Here is a 15,414-nt window from a genome sequence, read left to right as displayed (position 1 = left end):
TTCGACTTGTCGCCGGCCTTGCGCGTCACAGGGCTTGTGGCGGGCCGCGCGGCACCGTATTCTTAGTTCTGGTCAACATGACACTAACTAGGAAGGTGGACCGGTTGCAGTTTTCGAATGTGGCGGAACGCCGCGAACAACCACCGGCGCTTGCAGTCTCCACGGTCATCTTCTCGCTGCGCGACGACGAACGCACCGGGCGCAAAAGCCTGTGGCTGCCCCTGGTCCGCCGCACCCGCGAACCCTTCCGCGGCCAGTGGGCACTGCCCGGCGGCCCCCTGGGGCCCCGAGACTCGCTGCTCGACGCCGCGGCGAACAACCTGCGCGACACCACCGGGCTCATCCCGCGTTACCTGGAACAGCTCTACGCGTTCGGGGACCTGGACCGTTCGCCCACCCGCCGGGTCGTTTCCATCGTCTATTGGGCGCTGGTCCGCGAGGACGACCCGCACGACACCGCCACCTCGGTGCTGCTTGATGACCCCAACGTCGCCTGGTTCCGTGCCGATGACCCCGAGGTCCTGGGGAACCTGGCTTTCGACCACCGCCAAATCATCGAGTATGCGTTGTGGCGGCTGCGCAACAAGGTCGAATACGGCTCGATCGCCCACCGGCTGCTCGGCGAGCGCTTCACCCTCGCCCAGGTCCGCGAGGTCTACGAGGCCGTGCTGGACAAGGAGCTGGACCCGGCGAACTTCCGCCGGACGCTGCGCAGCACCCCTGACATCGAGGAAACCGACGAATTCCTCGCTGGCGGCAAGCACCGCCCCCCACGCCTTTATCGCTACACCGGCTCAACCACCCATCCCCTTGAGAGCGAGAACATCTCATGAGCAGCATCCAAGCCACCCTGCAGACCTTGAAGCTCGTTTCACCCGAAGCCAGCTGCAACACCGACCTGACCAAGGGTCCCTGGCTCTTTGACACCGGGGAGGCCGCGTACGGCCCGGGGTCCTCGCAGGAAGATGTGGCCCCGGCCGACACCCCGCGGCAGGGGGACATCCCCGCCGAATACCGCGAGGCCTCCGACGAGGAACTCACTGCCCGCATCCTGGCGGCCAAGGAAACCCTCGGCGATTCACTGGTGGTCCTGGGCCACCACTACCAGCGCGACGAGGTCGTGCGCTTCGCCGACTACATCGGCGACTCCTTCCAGCTGGCCAACGCGGCACTGACCCGCGAACAGGCCAAATACATCGTCTTCTGCGGCGTGCACTTCATGGCCGAGACCGCCGACGTGCTCTCCACGGATGAACAGAAGGTCATCCTGCCGAACCTGGCCGCCGGCTGCTCGATGGCGGACATGGCCGACGAATCCAGTGTCGAGGAATGCTGGGAACAGCTCATGGACCTGTATGCCGACGAGTCGGATGCTGACGGCTTGGCCTCGGTGATCCCCGTGACCTACATGAACTGCTCTGCGGCGCTGAAGGCGTTCGTGGGCAAGAACGGCGGGATCGTGTGCACCTCCTCGAACGCCGCCACGGTGCTTCAATGGGCGTTCGAACGCGGCCGCCGCGTGCTCTTCTTCCCCGACCAGCACCTGGGCCGCAACACCGCCAAGGCCATGGGCGTGCCGCTGGAGCAAATGCCGATGTGGAACCCGCGCAAGCCGCTGGGCGGCAGTGACGCGGCCACCCTGCTCTGCTCGAAGGTGATCCTCTGGCACGGCTTCTGCTCGGTGCACAAGCGTTTCACCGTGTCCCAGATCGAGCGCGCCCGCAAGGAGCACCCAGGCGTGCGGATCCTGGCGCACCCCGAATGCCCGATGCCGGTGGTCGACGCCGCCGACGAGGCAGGCTCCACCGACTACATCCAGAAGGCAGTGGCCAACGCCCCCGCCGGATCGGTCTTCGGCATAGCCACCGAAATCAACATGGTCAACCGGCTCGCTGCCCAGCACCCCGAGCACACCATCTTCTGCCTGGACCCGGTCATCTGCCCGTGCTCCACCATGTACCGCATCCACCCCGGCTACCTCGCCTGGGTACTCGAGGCACTGGTGGACGGGGTCGTGCTGAACCAGATCACCGTTCCCGCAGGGATCGCCGCCGACGCGAAGGTGGCCCTGGAGCGGATGCTGGCGGCACGGCCGTGAACGCCACCGGGCTGGTGGTCGTGGGGTCCGGTGTTGCCGGGCTCTACGCCGCGCTGACGGCCGCCGTGCGCGGGCTTGACGTCGTGCTGCTGACCAAGGACGCGCTCGCCGACTCCAACTCCTGGTACGCCCAGGGCGGCCTGAGCGCCGTCGGCCCGGCCGGGGTGGCCGCCGGCGACTCGATCGCCAGCCACATTGCCGACACGCTCACCGCCGGGGCACAGCTCAACGATGCGGACGCGGTGGCCATCATGTGCACCTCCGCGTGGGGACACGTGCAACGGCTCATCGGTGCGGGCGCCGAGTTCGACACCGACCCGTCCGGCACCTTCGCCCTGGGCCTGGAGGCGGCACACGCCCACCCGCGGATCCTGCACGCCGGCGGGGACGCCACCGGCAAGGGCCTGGCCAGTGCGCTGATCACTGCTTGCCGCGCGCAGCAGGCAGCCGGGCGGCTGGAAATCCGCGAACACGCATTCGTCACCGAATTGCTGACCGAGGGAAACCCGTACGCGGAGGCCGGATCCGACCGGCCGGCCACCATGGTCACGGGGGTGCGGGTGCTCGGAGGCGAGGGACAGAGCGATGAACTGCACGCCGAGGCCGTGCTGCTGGCCACCGGCGGTGCCGGACAGCTCTTTGCCGCCACCACCAATCCGCACGGTGCCACCGGAGACGGGGCCGCCCTGGCCTACCGGGCCGGTGCCGTGCTGGCCGATGCCGAATTCATCCAGTTCCACCCCACGCTGGTCAGCCCCGGCGGCTTCATGGTCTCCGAGGCCGTGCGCGGCGAAGGCGCGGTGCTGCTGAACGAACGCGGCGAGCGCTTCATGCAGGCCGTCCACCCGGATGCAGAGCTCGCGCCCCGGGACGTGGTGGCCCGCGCCATCCACGCGGTGCGCGCCCAGGGCGGCACCGTGCACCTGGATGCCCGCGCCGTCGAGACGCGGCACGGTGCGGGGTTCCTGGCCCGCCGCTTCCCCTCCATCACCCGCGAACTGTCGAAGCTGGGCTATGACCTGGCCGCCGAACCGGTGCCGGTGACGCCCGCTGCGCACTACTGGATGGGCGGGGTCCTGACCAACGACACCGGCGCCAGCACGCTGCCCGGGCTCTTTGCCGCGGGCGAGACGGCATGCACGGGGGTGCACGGCGCCAACCGGCTGGCCTCCAACTCCCTGCTCGAGGGACTGGTCTTCGCCTGGCGCACCGTGGTGAACCTGCCCTCCGATCTCGCGGCCGCCACCGCCCTGGCCGCTGCGGTGACCAACAGCGCAGTCATGCAGGTGATGGCCACCCGGCCTGCGGGAGCCGGGAACTTCGATGGTTCCGGCAGCGACCCGGCGGAAACCGCCACCGCGGACATGGGCCTTGCCGAGCTGCAGGACCTGGCCCAGCTGCACTTGGGCGTCGAACGCACCGCCGAGGGGCTGCGCAGCGCCTTGGACCGGTTGGCTTGCTGGCGAGTGACCGGCAGCGACCGGGCTTCCCGTGAGCGCGCCAACCTGCTCACGGTGGCCACCGTCGTGGCCACTGCAGCACTGGAACGGGAAAACTCCATCGGCGCGCACTACCGCAGTGACGCCACCGCGGCCCCGCAGCCGGTCAACGGGCACCTGCCCCGCTTCGGCCGTGCCCTGGCCGCCACAGCCGCCACCCAGAACCTAAGGACCAAGACCCTTGTCTAACACCACTGCCCCCGCTCCGGCCCGCACCGCTTCCGTCATGCCGGTCCCCGCGCGCGTCATTGAGAAAATCGTCCTGGCTGCCTTGGAAGAGGACAACCCCCGAGGGGACCTGACCGGGAACACGCTGATCCCCGCGCACACCACGGCCACCGCGGCCGTGGTGGCCCGCGAACCGGGCATCTGCGCCGGGCTGGACACCTTCATCGCCGCCATGTTGCTCTCGGACCCCGCCCTGGAGCTGGTGCCGGCGCTCGCCGACGGGGATCGATTCGCCGCCGGGGAAACCCTGGTCACGGTCACCGGGCCCGCCCGCGGGCTGCTGGCAGGGGAGCGAGTGGGGCTGAACCTGCTCCAGCGCCTGTCCGGCATCGCCACCGCCACCGCCGCCTTCGTGGCCGAAACGGCCGGCACGAACGCCCGGATCGTGGATACCCGCAAGACCACCCCGGGGCTGCGCGTGCTGGAGCGCTACGCGGTGCGCTGCGGCGGCGGGCACAACCACCGCGACAACCTCTCCGAGGCCGTGATGGCCAAGGACAACCACCTCGCCCTGCTGGGCCAAGGCTCGGAGCTGACCAACGCGTTGCGCAAGGCCCGTGCGTCCCTGGGGCACACCGTCCACTTCGAGGTGGAGATCGACTCCCTGGACCAGCTCGACGCGGTGCTCGCCGCCGGGGTCGACACCATCATGCTGGACAACTTCAACCTCGCCGACCTGGCCACCGGCGTGCGCCGGATCGCCGGGGCCGCGCTGGTGGAGGCCTCTGGCAACGTTAAGCTGGATACCGTGGCAGCCATCGCCGCCACCGGGGTCGACGTCATTTCCTCCGGCGCCCTGACCCACTCGGTGCGCGCCCTTGACCTCGGCCTGGACATCAGGATGGAAGCGAACTGACTTGATCTACCTCGATGCGGCGGCCACCACCCCCGTGCGCCAGGACGTGCTGGACGTCATTATCCCGCTGCTGACCAGCGACTATGGAAACCCCTCCAGCACCCACTCGATGGGCCAAACGGCCAAGCGGGCCCTGGACTACGCCCGCGAAACCGCGGCCAACGTGCTGGGCGTGCGCACCGGGGATATTGTCTTCACCTCCGGCGGCACCGAGTCCAACAACCTGGCCATCAAGGGCCTGGCACTGGGCAACCCGCGCGGCCGCCACCTGGTGCACTCGGCCATCGAGCACCCCGCGGTGGCCGAGGCCTGCGCCTACCTGGTGCGGCACCACGGATTCGAACTCGACGTGGCCCCCGTCGACGACTGGGGGCTCCTGGACCTGGACGCGTTCACCGCACTCCTGCGGCCCGACACCACGCTGGTCTCGGTCATGGCGGTGAACAACGAGGTCGGCACGATCCAGCCGATCGCCGAGGTCGCAGCCGCCGCCCACGCGGTCGGTGCCCTGGTGCATTGCGACGGGGTGCAGGCAGCCGGCTGGCTGGACATGGGCCGGATCGCCGGGCACGTCGACGCGCTGAGCATCTCCGGGCACAAGATCGGCGGGCTCAAGGGCGCCGGGCTGCTGATGGTCCGCGGCAAGCTGGCCCTGGAACCGCTGGTCCACGGCGGCGGGCAGGAACGCGAACGCCGCTCCGGCACCGAAAACGTGGCCGGCGCCGTGGCCAGCGCCACCGCGCTGTCCCTGGCCGCGGCCGCCAACACCGGCGGCATCGCCGACGGCTACGGACGGCACTTCATCGACACCGTGCTCCAGGGGTTGAACACCGGCGGGCGGATCCGTGCCAGGCTCACCGGGGATCCGGCCAGGCGGGTGCCCGGAATCGTCTCCTTCGTCTTCCCGGAGACCGGCGGCGAGACGGTGCTGCTCGAACTCGAGCGCCGCGGGGTGGTGTGTTCCTCGGGCTCGGCCTGCGCCGCCGGGTCCACCGACGCCTCGACCGTGCTGCTGGCCATGGGCTATGACGAGGAGGTGGCGCACACCGCGGTGCGGCTGAGCTTCACCCGAAACGTCAAGGAAGCCGAAATCGCCACCGCCTCCCGCGCCGTGGTTGCGGCGGTCAAGGCCATCGCCGGGGACTGAACACGCCCCGGCCATGGAGCCGGGGCAGGCCATGTGATATCCATGTCTGCATGAGCATCGTGCTGGTTGAAGGCGAAAGCGACGCCGTCGCCATCAGGACCCTGGCCCGGAGGCTGGCCCTGCCCGAACCCCGGGTGCTGCCCGTCGGCGGGTCCAAGGGCGCCCGCCGCGCCGCCGGCGAACTGAACGGGCAGCGACTTGTCGGTTTGGTGGACGCGGCCGAAAGGCGCGACTTCGAGCGGGTGCTGAAGACGGTGTTTGTCTGCGACCCGGACCTGGAAGCCGAGTTCATCCGCGCCCTGGGCGTGGAAGGCGTCGAAGCGGTGATCGCCGGGCAGGGCGAGCTTGTGTCCTTCCGGCGCCTGCAGTCCCAGCCCTTCCAGCGGGCGCAACCCATCGAACACCAGCTGGCGCGGTTCTTTGGCGGACGCAGCGGCAACAAGGTGCGCTACGCCGGGCTGCTGGCGGAGGCGGTGTCGTTGGAGTCCATTCCCGCTCCGCTGTCCTCGCTGCTGGCAAGCCTCTGAGTCTTCCGGGTGCCCGTGCGGTTCCGTGTTGGGTTCAGCGCTGGAAGGTATTCCCCGTCCAGGGGGCTGCCTAGATCGTGAGTGGGAACGCGCTGACCGGATTTAGTGCGATGCCCCATACACGGACAGGAAATAGACCATCAGGGTTGTCAGTGCCATGGCCAGCGACGGCACCCAAAACGCGATGCGGTCATTGACGATCCGTGCAATCGTGAAAAGCGCCGCTACGAGCGGGACGGCGAAAACGAAGACGATCACGGTTGTCACCGCCCACTGCGGCACCGACCGCGTTTGGTGAAAACTTGATGACCCGGCAAGGGCGGCAAGGAAGAACAGCACGATCGCGACCACCGGCTGCACGACCAGGAGGATGATTGACACGACGCAGTCAATAACCAACAGGTGTCGCGGGGGCCGGTCATCGACCTGTGCTTCGCTATCCACTCATCGTCCTCACTCCTGCGCGGAGTGTCTGCCGCGGCCATCGACCGAGTCTATCCGGCGATAATCGGCGGCAGCTCCGTGCGACACGGTAAAGTCCCCTTTCTGCACCGGACCATAACAGGGGGGGATTGCGCGGCCGTGCCCCACCTTCGGGCCGGGTGGAAGGGTTGTGGTCGGGGAAACGGAAACGTTGCTGATCCTCGAGGTTTCCGAACGCACAGCCGTGTCGGCCAGCTCCGGCAGCGTTGTTGGAACACCACACGCTCCGAAGCCTTGTCGAATATGTATTCTAATCATTTTCGGGGCGCGACGGCCCGGCCGCCAGGGGGGCGGTTAGAGTGACCGGTACATCAGGTTCAGCCCCACCATGCCGCGGTCGGGGTGGTTGAAGGCCCCGGGGATCGTGGCCAGGATGCTGAAACCCAGGGACTGCCACAGCCGGATGGCATGGGCGTTGGTGGCAACCACGGCATTGAACTGCATGGCCGTGAAGCCCTGCGCCGCTGCCTCCTCGATGACGTGGCGGCCCAGCGTGCGCCCCAGCCCGCGGCCGGAGGCATGGGAAGCGACCATGAATCCGGCATTGGCAATGTGCGAACCAGCGGCCGGCAAGTTGGGATGCAGCTCGGCGGTCCCCGCGATCCCCCCGTCCGGATCCACCGCCACATAGACCGTCCCGCCGGGCTTGCCCATCCACCACGTGCGGCATTCTTCCTCGGTGGCATCCACGGGCCAGCAGTAGGTCTGGCCGGCGCGGACCACCTCCTCGATGATGGGCCACAGGCCCGTCCAATCCCCAGGGGTGGCAACTCGAATATCCATCCACCCAATCTAATCCACCGCAGGCTCCATCGCCTGGTTGCGGATAAACAACTTCCCCGCCCTGTTCCCGGCTGGCGGTGCACGAGTAGGGTGACGCCTAGGCGGGTACCCCCTCGCGGGCACAGGGGGGTGGCGAGGTGGAATCGGGAGGAAGGTGCATATGTCCAAGCGCAGCGACGCACGGGTGCGCGAATTGCTCGCCTCCATGGCCTCGATCGCCAGCGACCTCTCCGTCACCGCCATCACCCACCGCGTGCTGGACGAGGCGATGAAGATCTTCGGAGCCACCTCGGGGGTGCTCGAGCTGACCAGCGCCTCCCACCAGCAAGGACTCCTGGCCAAGGGCAGTGGCGCCGCCACCTTGGGGGAGCCCGCCGGCAAGGACGAAGCCAAGCGCCTGCGCCTGGAGTTGATGACTCGGCAACACCACTTCGCCCGCCTCACCCTGGGACCCAAGAACGGCAAGGACCGCTATTCCCAGGCCGACAGGAAGCTGGGGGAGGCGCTCGCCGGGAGTGCGGGTGTGGCCCTGGAAAATGCCCAGCTCTACCAGGACGCCGCCGACCGTGCCCGCTGGCTGGAAGCATCGGCCCGCATCGGAGGTCTGCTGGGAGGCGAATCCCCCCACCACACCCAGGGACTGAACGACGTCGCGGAGCTGGCGCGCCTCGAAGCCAGGGCCAAGTACGTCCTGTTGCTGCTCCCCATCGACGGGGGCGGTCCCGGCGCTAGTGGATACCGGATTGCCGGGATCAGCAGGCACGTGCACCCGCACCTGGCCGGCCGGGTCCTGCTGGAGACGGGGGAGCGCCTCGGTTCGGTGCTGCACCGCACCGCACCGACCCTGCTGCCCACCCCCGAGGCAATCGTGCCGCTGGGGGAACTGGCCGACGGGACCCACACCCTGGTGGCCGCGCTGTCGGCCCGCGGCACCCACTACGGGTTGCTCGTTGCCATCAGGGAACACGGGGCCGGCCCCTACCGTCCCGTGGAGAGCCAAATGGCAGGGATCTTCGCCGACAACGTCGCCCAAGGGCTGGGACTGGTCCAGATGCACCACCTGCGCGAGGACGTGCTGCTCTACCTGGAACGCGAACGCATCGCCAGGGACCTGCACGACATCGTCATCCAGCGCATCTTCGCCGCCGGCCTGGGCATCAGCGCACTGCGCAAGCAACTGCCCACCGACGCCACCCGGGAACGTGCTAGCGGCATCGCCGGGGAACTGGACACCACCATCGCCGAATTGCGCGCCACCATCTACTCGCTGCGCGCCCACGCGGGGGAGACGGAGAGCCCCAGTTCCCACATCCTGCGCGCCATCCGCCGGGCCTCGGCACCCCTGGACTTCACCCCGGCGCTGCGCCTGGGCGACAACCTCGACGCCCTCACCGACGAAACCACGCTCACCCACCTGTTGGCCGTGATCACCGAGGCGCTGAGCAACGTGGGGCGCCACGCCCACGCCCACACCGTCGAACTGTCCATCGAACGCACCGACGACACCCTGGCGCTCGTGCTGCGCGACGACGGAATCGGATTCATCGCCCCCGTGGCCGAAAGCGGTCTGGCAAACCTGCGGCAACGCGCCGCAGAACTCGGCGGCACGCTGGTCATTGACTCCGCCCCGGGGGAAGGGACAACGCTGCGCTGGGTCGTGCCGATGCCCGCCGAAGCCTGAAGCCTGGGAAGGCTAGGTTCCCCCGTCGTTGAGCCCCGGAAGCGGATGGGTCACAAACACCGCAGCCTGCGTGCGGGACTCGAACCCCAGCTTCGCCAACATCGATGACACGTAGTTCTTCACCGTCTTCTCCGCCAAGCGCATGCGCTCGCCGATCTGCCGGTTGCTCAGCCCCTCGCCGACCAGTTCCAGCACCCGGCGTTCCTGCGTGGTCAGCTGGCTGATGCGCGGGTCGGTGTTCTCATGGGTGATGAGCCCCGAGACGATCCTGGCCTTGAGCCCCGGGGTGAACAGCGATTCGCCGCGAGCTGCCCGGCGCAGTGCGCGGATCAGGTCGTTGCCGGCGATCTGCTTGAGCACGTAGCCGACGGCCCCGGCAAGCACCGCCCCGCGCAGAGCCTGCTCGTCGTCGTAGCTGGTGAGGATCAGGCAGTTCAGCGACCCGTCGATCGAGCGCACGTCGCGGCAGACCTCGATGCCCGTGCCGTCGGGCAGGCGGGCGTCCAGCACCGAGACGTCGGGGCGCAGCGCGGGGATCTGCTTCCGGGCATCGCGTGCCGTCCCCGAGGTGCCCACTACCTCGAAGCCCTCACCCTCCAGCAGCTCGGCCAGGCCGCGGCGGACCAGCTCGTGGTCATCGAGGATGAAGACGCGGATGGGGGCGGCGGATTCGGCGTCGAGGTGGGTGCCGGTGGCCTGGCCAGGGGAAGCATCCGATGCCGCTGCGTGGTCCATGGCGGTTCCTCCCGATCCCCGTTGGCGTGTGCAGGTTACCGTGCACAACTCCCATCCTTGCCGCCGAACCCGCCCCGGACAAGGGGCCAAAGGCCCGTTGTGGAATTTCCGCCCCGGGGGATCTGCGGCAGCGGATGAAACTGTTCTCAGGCCTGCGGCGGGAAGCCCAGGAGCGAGGGGACGCGGGCATATTTTGCCGCCAGGCGGAGCCGCGTTTGCCCGGGCAGTGCGGCGGTGCGCGCCGGATCGGTGTTGTCCTCGATGTCGGCGCGTTTGACGCGCAGGGCCGTGGGGTTGGCCCGGATGCGCCCGCAATAGTCTTCCAGCCGTTCGCCCTTGGTCTTGGTGACCGCCCTGACCGCTTCGATGACGGTATCGGGGATTCCGGCCTCGGCGAGCTGCGCCGCGGAGACATCGCAGTCTTCCAGCACGTCATGCAGCCAGGCGGCGGCCACTGCCTCGTTCGTGCCGCCGTGCAGGCGTACGCCCGCGGCCACCCGGGCGGGGTGGGTGATGTAATCGAGCCCCGCCTTGTCCACCTGGCCCGCATGGGCGCGGCGGGCGATGTCTTCGGCAATCCCCACGAATGCTTCTTCGGCAATCCCCACGAATGCTTCTTCGGCAATCCCCACGAATGCTTCTTCGGCCATTGGTTCCTCCGTTGCTTGCAGCACACTGTCCTGCTGCCCAGGGTACCGAGGCCGGCGGACGGTTGGCCGTAGCGATCGACATTCCGGTGCGGGCAAACTACTCGACGCGGGACGCGTTGGGCGTCCGTGAGCGGCGAGGAACCCCCTGGTGGATGACGCGAACGGCAAAACCACGGCGGCCCCGGGAAAACCCGGCCGGGTGAAAACCACCAAGGCAGGGTCCCTGGCCGGGCGCACCTCAGGCGTCTTTGAGGGACGGCCGCCCTGGGTGCTCCTGCACGGCCATTGACCTTGCGGCGGGGTTCCTAGGAGATGCCCTCTTCGGGCGGGTAGGTGAGGGCGGTTCCCTCGACATGCGCGAACGAGGTGAGCGTGTGTGGTGTTGCCTTGGTACTTGAAAAGATGTCCAGGACCTCGACGCCGCGCACCACCAGGGCGTCGCCGACCAGCGAGCGGTGGCAGCGCCAGGGGACGGCCTCGGCGCACATGATGGCAGTGTCGTTGTTCGTGGCATTCTCCAGCAGGTCATCGATGGCAGTTGCGAATTCGCCGGTCTGCATGTAGTCGGCGTAGCCGCGGAAGGAATCGTTGCGCCAGGCACCATTGATGCTGTCCTTGTGGGTCGGGCGCAGGCCGCCGAGCTCCTTGGCGCGGCGGTAGCCGATGCCGGCGGCACCCAGGCTTGCGGCTAGGTCCTCGCCGTTGAATTGGGGGTTGTGCCGGGACTTGGGAATGGTCCGGATGTCCACGAGCTGCCTGATGCCGTGGGCGCGCAGGATCTCGATGAAGTCGGCGACCTCGTGGGTCGAATGGCCAATGGTGTGGATGCGGGTGGTGGCCATGATGTGCTCCCCTCGTGCCAACCCGGCGTGGATGCCGGGAACGGAAACGCCGCTTGTCTTCAGCGTAGGCGACTTCCCTGCCCATGCCCATGGCTTGCCGCGGCGGCACTCATCGGCGCTGGAGCTCCGGCGGCCGGTCTTCAAGCCACTGGGCACGGGTGATCGCGTATTCGACATCGCCGAGCTCGTCGCCGTCGATGCGCACCGGCCAGTCGGCGACAAAATGGCGGACCAGGTCCATCCCGCATTTTTCCATGACCATCCGCGAGGCGATGTTCACCGCCATGGTGCTGGCATGGACCCGGGTGACGTCGACGGAATCCGCGCTGAACGCGTGGTCGATGAGCGCGGACGCCCCCTCGGTGGCCAGGCCTTGGCCCCAGAAACGGTGTTTGAGCCGGTAGCCAAGTTCCGGTTCATCCGCCGGGTCCCCGGGCTCGGGGCGCAGGTGGAACCAGCCGGTGAATTCCCCGCTGTCGCGCAACTGCGCCACCCAGAACCCGAAGTCGGGTCCCTTCCGGTGGTACTCGAGGTAGGCGGGGATGTACTCGTCGATGATTTCCTGCCGGGGCGTGGGCGTGGAGTTGGTGATGTAGCGCATGACCCGCGGATCCGAATCCAGCTCCACCAGCAGCCCGGCGTCGTCAGCGGTGAATTCGCGTAGCTGGAGCCGCGCGGTCTGCAGCAGGATCCTCATGTCACCAGTGTGCACCGGGGCCAGCGCCCCGGAACAGCCTTGGCATGCAACTCTGTCGGCGTTGTTGCCGTCCGGACAGGGCATGCCGCCGCACCTATTCCTTGATGGCCCCCTCGAGCATGCCCTTGATGAAGTGGCGCTGCATCAGGAAATAGAGCAGGACCACCGGCAGCGCCACCAGCACCGCGGCCGCGGCCAACAAGGCCGTGCCCTGGGTGTACTGCCCTTGGAAGAAGGCCAGGCCCAACGGCGCGGTGCGAAACGCCCCGGAGGGTGACATCACCAGCGGGATCAGGAACTCGTTCCAGGTCCACATGAACATCAGCACGACCATGGTGGTGATGGCCGGGCGCCCCATGGGCACCAGGATGGAGATGAGGATGCGGGCCTTGGAGGCCCCGTCCACGCGCGCGGCATCCATGATCGAGGGGCTCACGGACTTGAAGTAGGCGCGCATCCAGTAGGTGCCGAACGCGACCGACTGCGCGACCTGGGGCAGGGCAACGGCCCAGAGCGTGTCAGTGAGCCCGAAGGTGCGCAGGTCAAAGAACAGCGGCACGATGATGGCCTCGGAAGGCACCATGATGCCCAGCAGGAAGAGGTAGAAGAGCGCCTGCTCGCCGCGGAAGGACATGGTCCCGAACGCGTAGCCGGAGAGGATGGAGAGCACCACGGCCAGGGACACCACGATCACCGCCACCATTACCGAGGTGCCCATGTACTGCCCGAAGCGTCCCTCCACCCAAGCGGTGGCGAAGTTCGACGGGTGGAAGGCGCCGTTCCGGGCGGCGGCGGCATTGGCCGGGCCGAAAGCGGTGGCCAGGATGGAAAGCACCGGGGTGAGCACGATGAGCGAGAAACCGATGAGGATCGCGTAGTTCAGCGTGCGCTCGGTGCCCGAGACCCTCATGCGCCGCGCTCCGAGATCCGGTTCACGGCCAGCGTGATGAGGAAGATGATCACTGTCAGGGTGACGCCGATGGCGGCCGCGGAGCCGACCTGCCCGGTCTCGAAGGCCCGTCGGTAGACCTCGTAGCTGGGCACCGTGGTGGAGGAACCTGGCCCGCCGGAGGTGGTCATGTAGATCAGGTCGAAGGTCTTCAGCGAGGCCACGATGGTCAGCGTCAGCGCCACGGTGACCTCGGCGCGGACGGCCGGGACGATGATGGCGAAGAACTCGCGGATGGCCCCGGCGCCGTCCAGCCGCGCCGCCTCGAAGAGCTCGGTGGGGATCTTGGCCATGCCGGCAAGCAGCAGCACGGTGACCAGGCCGGTGGACACCCAGGAACCGACCAACCCGACGGCCGGCAGCGCGAAGGCGTAGTCCCCGAGCCAGGAACGGGTGAGTGCATCCAGCCCGATGGAGCGCAGCCCGGAGTTCAGCAGGCCGTCGGGGGCGTAGATCTGCTTCCAGGCCACGGAGACCACGACCATCGCAATGACCTGGGGCAGGAACACCAGGACGCGGAAGAGCGGCAGGGCCCGGACCTTGGCGCGGGTGAGCACCGCGGCCAGCACCAGGCCGATGCCGCAGGGCAGCAGCGCGTAGAAGAAGATGAAGGCCGCAGCGTGGCCGAACGCTGCGCGCAGGCGTTCATCGGCGAGGATGTCGGTGTAGTTCCCCACCCCCACGAAGGTGGCCAGGGACAGCCCGTCCCATTCGAAGAGGGAGAGGTGCACCGAGCGGGCCAGCGGGTAGAGCGTGAACGCGGCGTAGACCGCCAGGGCCGGCGCAATGAAGAGGTAGGGCGTGATGGTGCGCCCGTGGCGGGCCGAGCGTGTGCCCGGCCCGCCGGTGGTGTCACTTGCCTTGGGTGAAGCCGGCATAGTCCGCTTCCATGGCGTCGGTGAACGCCTTAGCATCGAGCTTGCCGGCCAGCAGGCCCTGCAGCGAGTCGCCGAGGGTGTCTCCCATGGACGGGGTCGCGTAGTCCAGGTAGGGCAGCAGGGCTCCCTTGGTGGTGACGGTCTCGAACTCCGTGTAGACGTCCTTGAGCACGCCGGAGGCCGGGGCGTACTTCTGGGTGTTGATGACCGGCAGGTTCCCGGTGTCGGCCAGCACTGCCATCGCCTCGTCGTTGGTGATGAAGTCGATGTAGGCGGCGGCCAGATCAGGGTTTTCGGTCTTGGAGGTCACCGTGAAGGGCAGCCCGGTGCCGCCGGTGGTATGCGCGCCCGTCCCGGCGGTTGCCGGCGGGACGAAGAACCCGACGTCCTCGCCCATGGCGTCGGCCAGGTCCGCGGCCATCCAGGAGCCTCCGATCAGGAACACGCCCTCGCCCTTGGCCAGGTTCTGCCAGGCGGCATCGTATTCGGTGCCGTTGACGCCCTCGTTGAAGTAGCCCTTGGCGTTCCAGTCGGCCAGTTCGGCTGCCGCGGCCTCGTTTTCCGGGGTGTTCCAGGTGGAACCGGCGTTGCCGAAACCAAGCTTCTCGATTTCCTCCGCCGGCACCTTGGCGCCCTGGAGGGGGCCAAAGACGTGGCCGGCGGGCCACTTCTCGATGTTGCCCAGCAGCAGGGGCGTTTCGCCCTTGTCCTTGGCGGTGGCGATGGCTGCCTCGAAGCCCGCCCAGTCGGACGGGACTTCCGTGCCGAGGGATTCCATCTTCTTCTTGGAATAGAAGACACCCACCACCTCGCCGACCTGCGGCAGCCCGTAGACCGAGCCGGAGCCGAACGTGGTGCCGTCGGTGGAGTACTGCGAGTACTTCAGCACGGAGGCGGGGTAGCGCTCAGTCCAGCCATAGGCCTGCGCCCACGCATCGAGCGGCAGCAGCTGCCCGGCCTTGACGAAGGCGCCCATGGTGTTGCGGCCGTTGTTGGCCTGGACCACGTCGGGGGCGTCGTTGCCGGACAGTGCCAGGCGCAGGGTCTTGCCCAGGTCCTCGAAGGACTGGGAATTGCGCTCGATGGTCACGTTCGGATACTTGTCCTCGAAGGCGGCATTGAGCTTGGTCATCTGCTCGTTCTGCCCGCCGCGGACCTCCTGGTCCCAGACGGTGAGCGTCTGCTCGCCCATCTTTGAGACATCCGTTTCCACGGGGGCGCTGGTCAGCGGGGCAGAGGACGTGGGGGCCTCGGAGCCCGGCGTGCAGGCCGAGAGCGTCAGTGCCAGGGCCGCGGCAGCGGCCAAGGCCCCGGTGAGGGTCTTGCCTCGGGGTTTCATGGTGGTCCTTTCATGCAAGGTA

Annotated in this window: 17 protein-coding genes; 8 read left to right on the top strand and 9 right to left on the bottom strand. The window is 68.2% G+C overall.

All coding sequences use genetic code 11. The annotated features are described in order from the left end of the window. The first annotated feature begins 104 nt into the window (after positions 1-104). Genes ACIPUB_RS09105 through ACIPUB_RS09080 form a run of 6 tightly spaced genes read left to right on the top strand, consistent with a single transcriptional unit; the run spans position 105 to position 6,355 of the window. A complete protein-coding gene (locus ACIPUB_RS09105; protein WP_407607076.1) occupies positions 105-833 on the top strand; it encodes an NUDIX hydrolase in 729 nt (242 codons plus the stop codon). Then, positions 830-2,098 carry a quinolinate synthase NadA gene (nadA, locus tag ACIPUB_RS09100; RefSeq protein ID WP_407607075.1) on the top strand — a complete coding sequence of 423 codons (1,269 nt, stop codon included), beginning with the start codon at positions 830-832 and terminating at the stop codon, positions 2,096-2,098. Before ACIPUB_RS09105 ends, nadA begins: the two co-directional genes overlap by 4 nt. Next, positions 2,095-3,786: an L-aspartate oxidase gene (gene nadB, locus ACIPUB_RS09095; RefSeq protein ID WP_407607074.1), complete on the top strand. Its 1,692-nt coding sequence runs from the start codon at positions 2,095-2,097 to the stop codon at positions 3,784-3,786. The genes nadA and nadB overlap by 4 nt, the downstream gene beginning before the upstream one ends. Positions 3,787-3,823: 37 nt before the next feature. Beyond that, complete coding sequence (gene nadC / locus ACIPUB_RS09090) at positions 3,824-4,681, top strand: carboxylating nicotinate-nucleotide diphosphorylase (RefSeq protein WP_407607110.1); 858 nt, start codon at positions 3,824-3,826, stop codon at positions 4,679-4,681. Position 4,682: 1 nt separating this feature from the next. After that, the gene (locus tag ACIPUB_RS09085; RefSeq protein ID WP_407607073.1) at positions 4,683-5,828 is read left to right on the top strand and encodes a cysteine desulfurase family protein; all 1,146 of its coding nucleotides are present in this window, start codon (positions 4,683-4,685) and stop codon (positions 5,826-5,828) included. Between the two features lie 50 nt (positions 5,829-5,878). Further along, complete coding sequence (locus ACIPUB_RS09080; RefSeq protein ID WP_407607072.1) at positions 5,879-6,355, top strand: ATP-dependent endonuclease; 477 nt, start codon at positions 5,879-5,881, stop codon at positions 6,353-6,355. 102 nt (positions 6,356-6,457) lie between these two features. Here ACIPUB_RS09080 and ACIPUB_RS09075 read toward each other — a convergent pair whose 3' ends face one another. Together ACIPUB_RS09075 and ACIPUB_RS09070 are read right to left on the bottom strand one after the other, a co-directional pair. Then, a complete protein-coding gene (locus tag ACIPUB_RS09075) occupies positions 6,458-6,799 on the bottom strand; it encodes a hypothetical protein (RefSeq protein WP_407607071.1) in 342 nt (113 codons plus the stop codon). Positions 6,800-7,132: 333 nt separating this feature from the next. Then, positions 7,133-7,621 (bottom strand): GNAT family N-acetyltransferase, encoded by a 489-nt coding sequence (locus ACIPUB_RS09070; RefSeq protein ID WP_407607070.1) that lies wholly within the window; start codon positions 7,619-7,621, stop codon positions 7,133-7,135. 160 nt (positions 7,622-7,781) lie between these two features. Between ACIPUB_RS09070 and ACIPUB_RS09065 the strand changes: the two genes are divergently transcribed. Beyond that, positions 7,782-9,302, top strand: a complete 1,521-nt coding sequence (locus ACIPUB_RS09065; RefSeq protein WP_407607069.1) for a sensor histidine kinase — start codon at positions 7,782-7,784, stop codon at positions 9,300-9,302. Positions 9,303-9,314: 12 nt separating this feature from the next. Here the strand turns inward: ACIPUB_RS09065 and ACIPUB_RS09060 are convergent, their stop codons facing one another. Together ACIPUB_RS09060 and ACIPUB_RS09055 are read right to left on the bottom strand one after the other, a co-directional pair. Then, the gene (locus tag ACIPUB_RS09060; RefSeq protein ID WP_407607068.1) at positions 9,315-10,037 is read right to left on the bottom strand and encodes a response regulator; all 723 of its coding nucleotides are present in this window, start codon (positions 10,035-10,037) and stop codon (positions 9,315-9,317) included. A gap of 146 nt (positions 10,038-10,183) precedes the next feature. Beyond that, on the bottom strand, positions 10,184-10,687 hold the full coding sequence (locus tag ACIPUB_RS09055; RefSeq protein ID WP_407607067.1) for an HD domain-containing protein: 504 nt from the start codon (positions 10,685-10,687) through the stop codon (positions 10,184-10,186). Positions 10,688-10,835: 148 nt separating this feature from the next. On the opposite strand from ACIPUB_RS09055, the gene ACIPUB_RS09050 reads away from it, so the two are divergent. Then, positions 10,836-10,976, top strand: a complete 141-nt coding sequence (locus ACIPUB_RS09050) for a hypothetical protein (protein WP_407607066.1) — start codon at positions 10,836-10,838, stop codon at positions 10,974-10,976. Positions 10,977-10,992: 16 nt separating this feature from the next. On the opposite strand, the gene ACIPUB_RS09045 is transcribed toward ACIPUB_RS09050, so the two are convergent. The 5 genes from ACIPUB_RS09045 to ACIPUB_RS09025 form a co-directional block, all read right to left on the bottom strand. After that, entirely contained in the window at positions 10,993-11,529 is a 537-nt protein-coding gene (locus tag ACIPUB_RS09045; RefSeq protein ID WP_407607065.1) for a DUF488 family protein, read from the bottom strand. A 109-nt stretch (positions 11,530-11,638) separates the two neighbouring features. Beyond that, positions 11,639-12,226: a GNAT family N-acetyltransferase gene (locus ACIPUB_RS09040; RefSeq protein WP_407607064.1), complete on the bottom strand. Its 588-nt coding sequence runs from the start codon at positions 12,224-12,226 to the stop codon at positions 11,639-11,641. Positions 12,227-12,320: 94 nt separating this feature from the next. Next, a complete protein-coding gene (locus ACIPUB_RS09035; RefSeq protein WP_407607063.1) occupies positions 12,321-13,136 on the bottom strand; it encodes a carbohydrate ABC transporter permease in 816 nt (271 codons plus the stop codon). Then, positions 13,133-14,053: a carbohydrate ABC transporter permease gene (locus ACIPUB_RS09030; RefSeq protein ID WP_407607062.1), complete on the bottom strand. Its 921-nt coding sequence runs from the start codon at positions 14,051-14,053 to the stop codon at positions 13,133-13,135. Before ACIPUB_RS09030 ends, ACIPUB_RS09035 begins: the two co-directional genes overlap by 4 nt. Next, positions 14,028-15,392: an ABC transporter substrate-binding protein gene (locus ACIPUB_RS09025; RefSeq protein ID WP_407607061.1), complete on the bottom strand. Its 1,365-nt coding sequence runs from the start codon at positions 15,390-15,392 to the stop codon at positions 14,028-14,030. The genes ACIPUB_RS09030 and ACIPUB_RS09025 overlap by 26 nt, the downstream gene beginning before the upstream one ends. Positions 15,393-15,414 lie beyond the last annotated feature (22 nt).

The organism is Paeniglutamicibacter sp. ORCA_105 (assembly GCF_045798545.1).
In the GTDB taxonomy this organism is placed as follows: Bacteria; Actinomycetota; Actinomycetes; order Actinomycetales; family Micrococcaceae; genus Paeniglutamicibacter; species Paeniglutamicibacter sulfureus.
This window is presented reverse-complemented; position numbering and strand designations above follow the sequence as displayed.

Coding starts and splice junctions, on each gene's coding strand:
- ACIPUB_RS09060 (WP_407607068.1), bottom strand. CDS start 10,037: ATGGACCACGCAGCGGCATCGGATGCTTCCCCTGGCCAGGCCACCGGC.
- ACIPUB_RS09035 (WP_407607063.1), bottom strand. CDS start 13,136: ATGAGGGTCTCGGGCACCGAGCGCACGCTGAACTACGCGATCCTCATC.
- ACIPUB_RS09065 (WP_407607069.1), top strand. CDS start 7,782: ATGTCCAAGCGCAGCGACGCACGGGTGCGCGAATTGCTCGCCTCCATG.
- ACIPUB_RS09025 (WP_407607061.1), bottom strand. CDS start 15,392: ATGAAACCCCGAGGCAAGACCCTCACCGGGGCCTTGGCCGCTGCCGCG.
- ACIPUB_RS09030 (WP_407607062.1), bottom strand. CDS start 14,053: ATGCCGGCTTCACCCAAGGCAAGTGACACCACCGGCGGGCCGGGCACA.
- nadA (WP_407607075.1), top strand. CDS start 830: ATGAGCAGCATCCAAGCCACCCTGCAGACCTTGAAGCTCGTTTCACCC.
- nadC (WP_407607110.1), top strand. CDS start 3,824: ATGCCGGTCCCCGCGCGCGTCATTGAGAAAATCGTCCTGGCTGCCTTG.
- ACIPUB_RS09040 (WP_407607064.1), bottom strand. CDS start 12,226: ATGAGGATCCTGCTGCAGACCGCGCGGCTCCAGCTACGCGAATTCACC.
- ACIPUB_RS09045 (WP_407607065.1), bottom strand. CDS start 11,529: ATGGCCACCACCCGCATCCACACCATTGGCCATTCGACCCACGAGGTC.
- ACIPUB_RS09070 (WP_407607070.1), bottom strand. CDS start 7,621: ATGGATATTCGAGTTGCCACCCCTGGGGATTGGACGGGCCTGTGGCCC.
- ACIPUB_RS09055 (WP_407607067.1), bottom strand. CDS start 10,687: ATGGCCGAAGAAGCATTCGTGGGGATTGCCGAAGAAGCATTCGTGGGG.
- ACIPUB_RS09080 (WP_407607072.1), top strand. CDS start 5,879: ATGAGCATCGTGCTGGTTGAAGGCGAAAGCGACGCCGTCGCCATCAGG.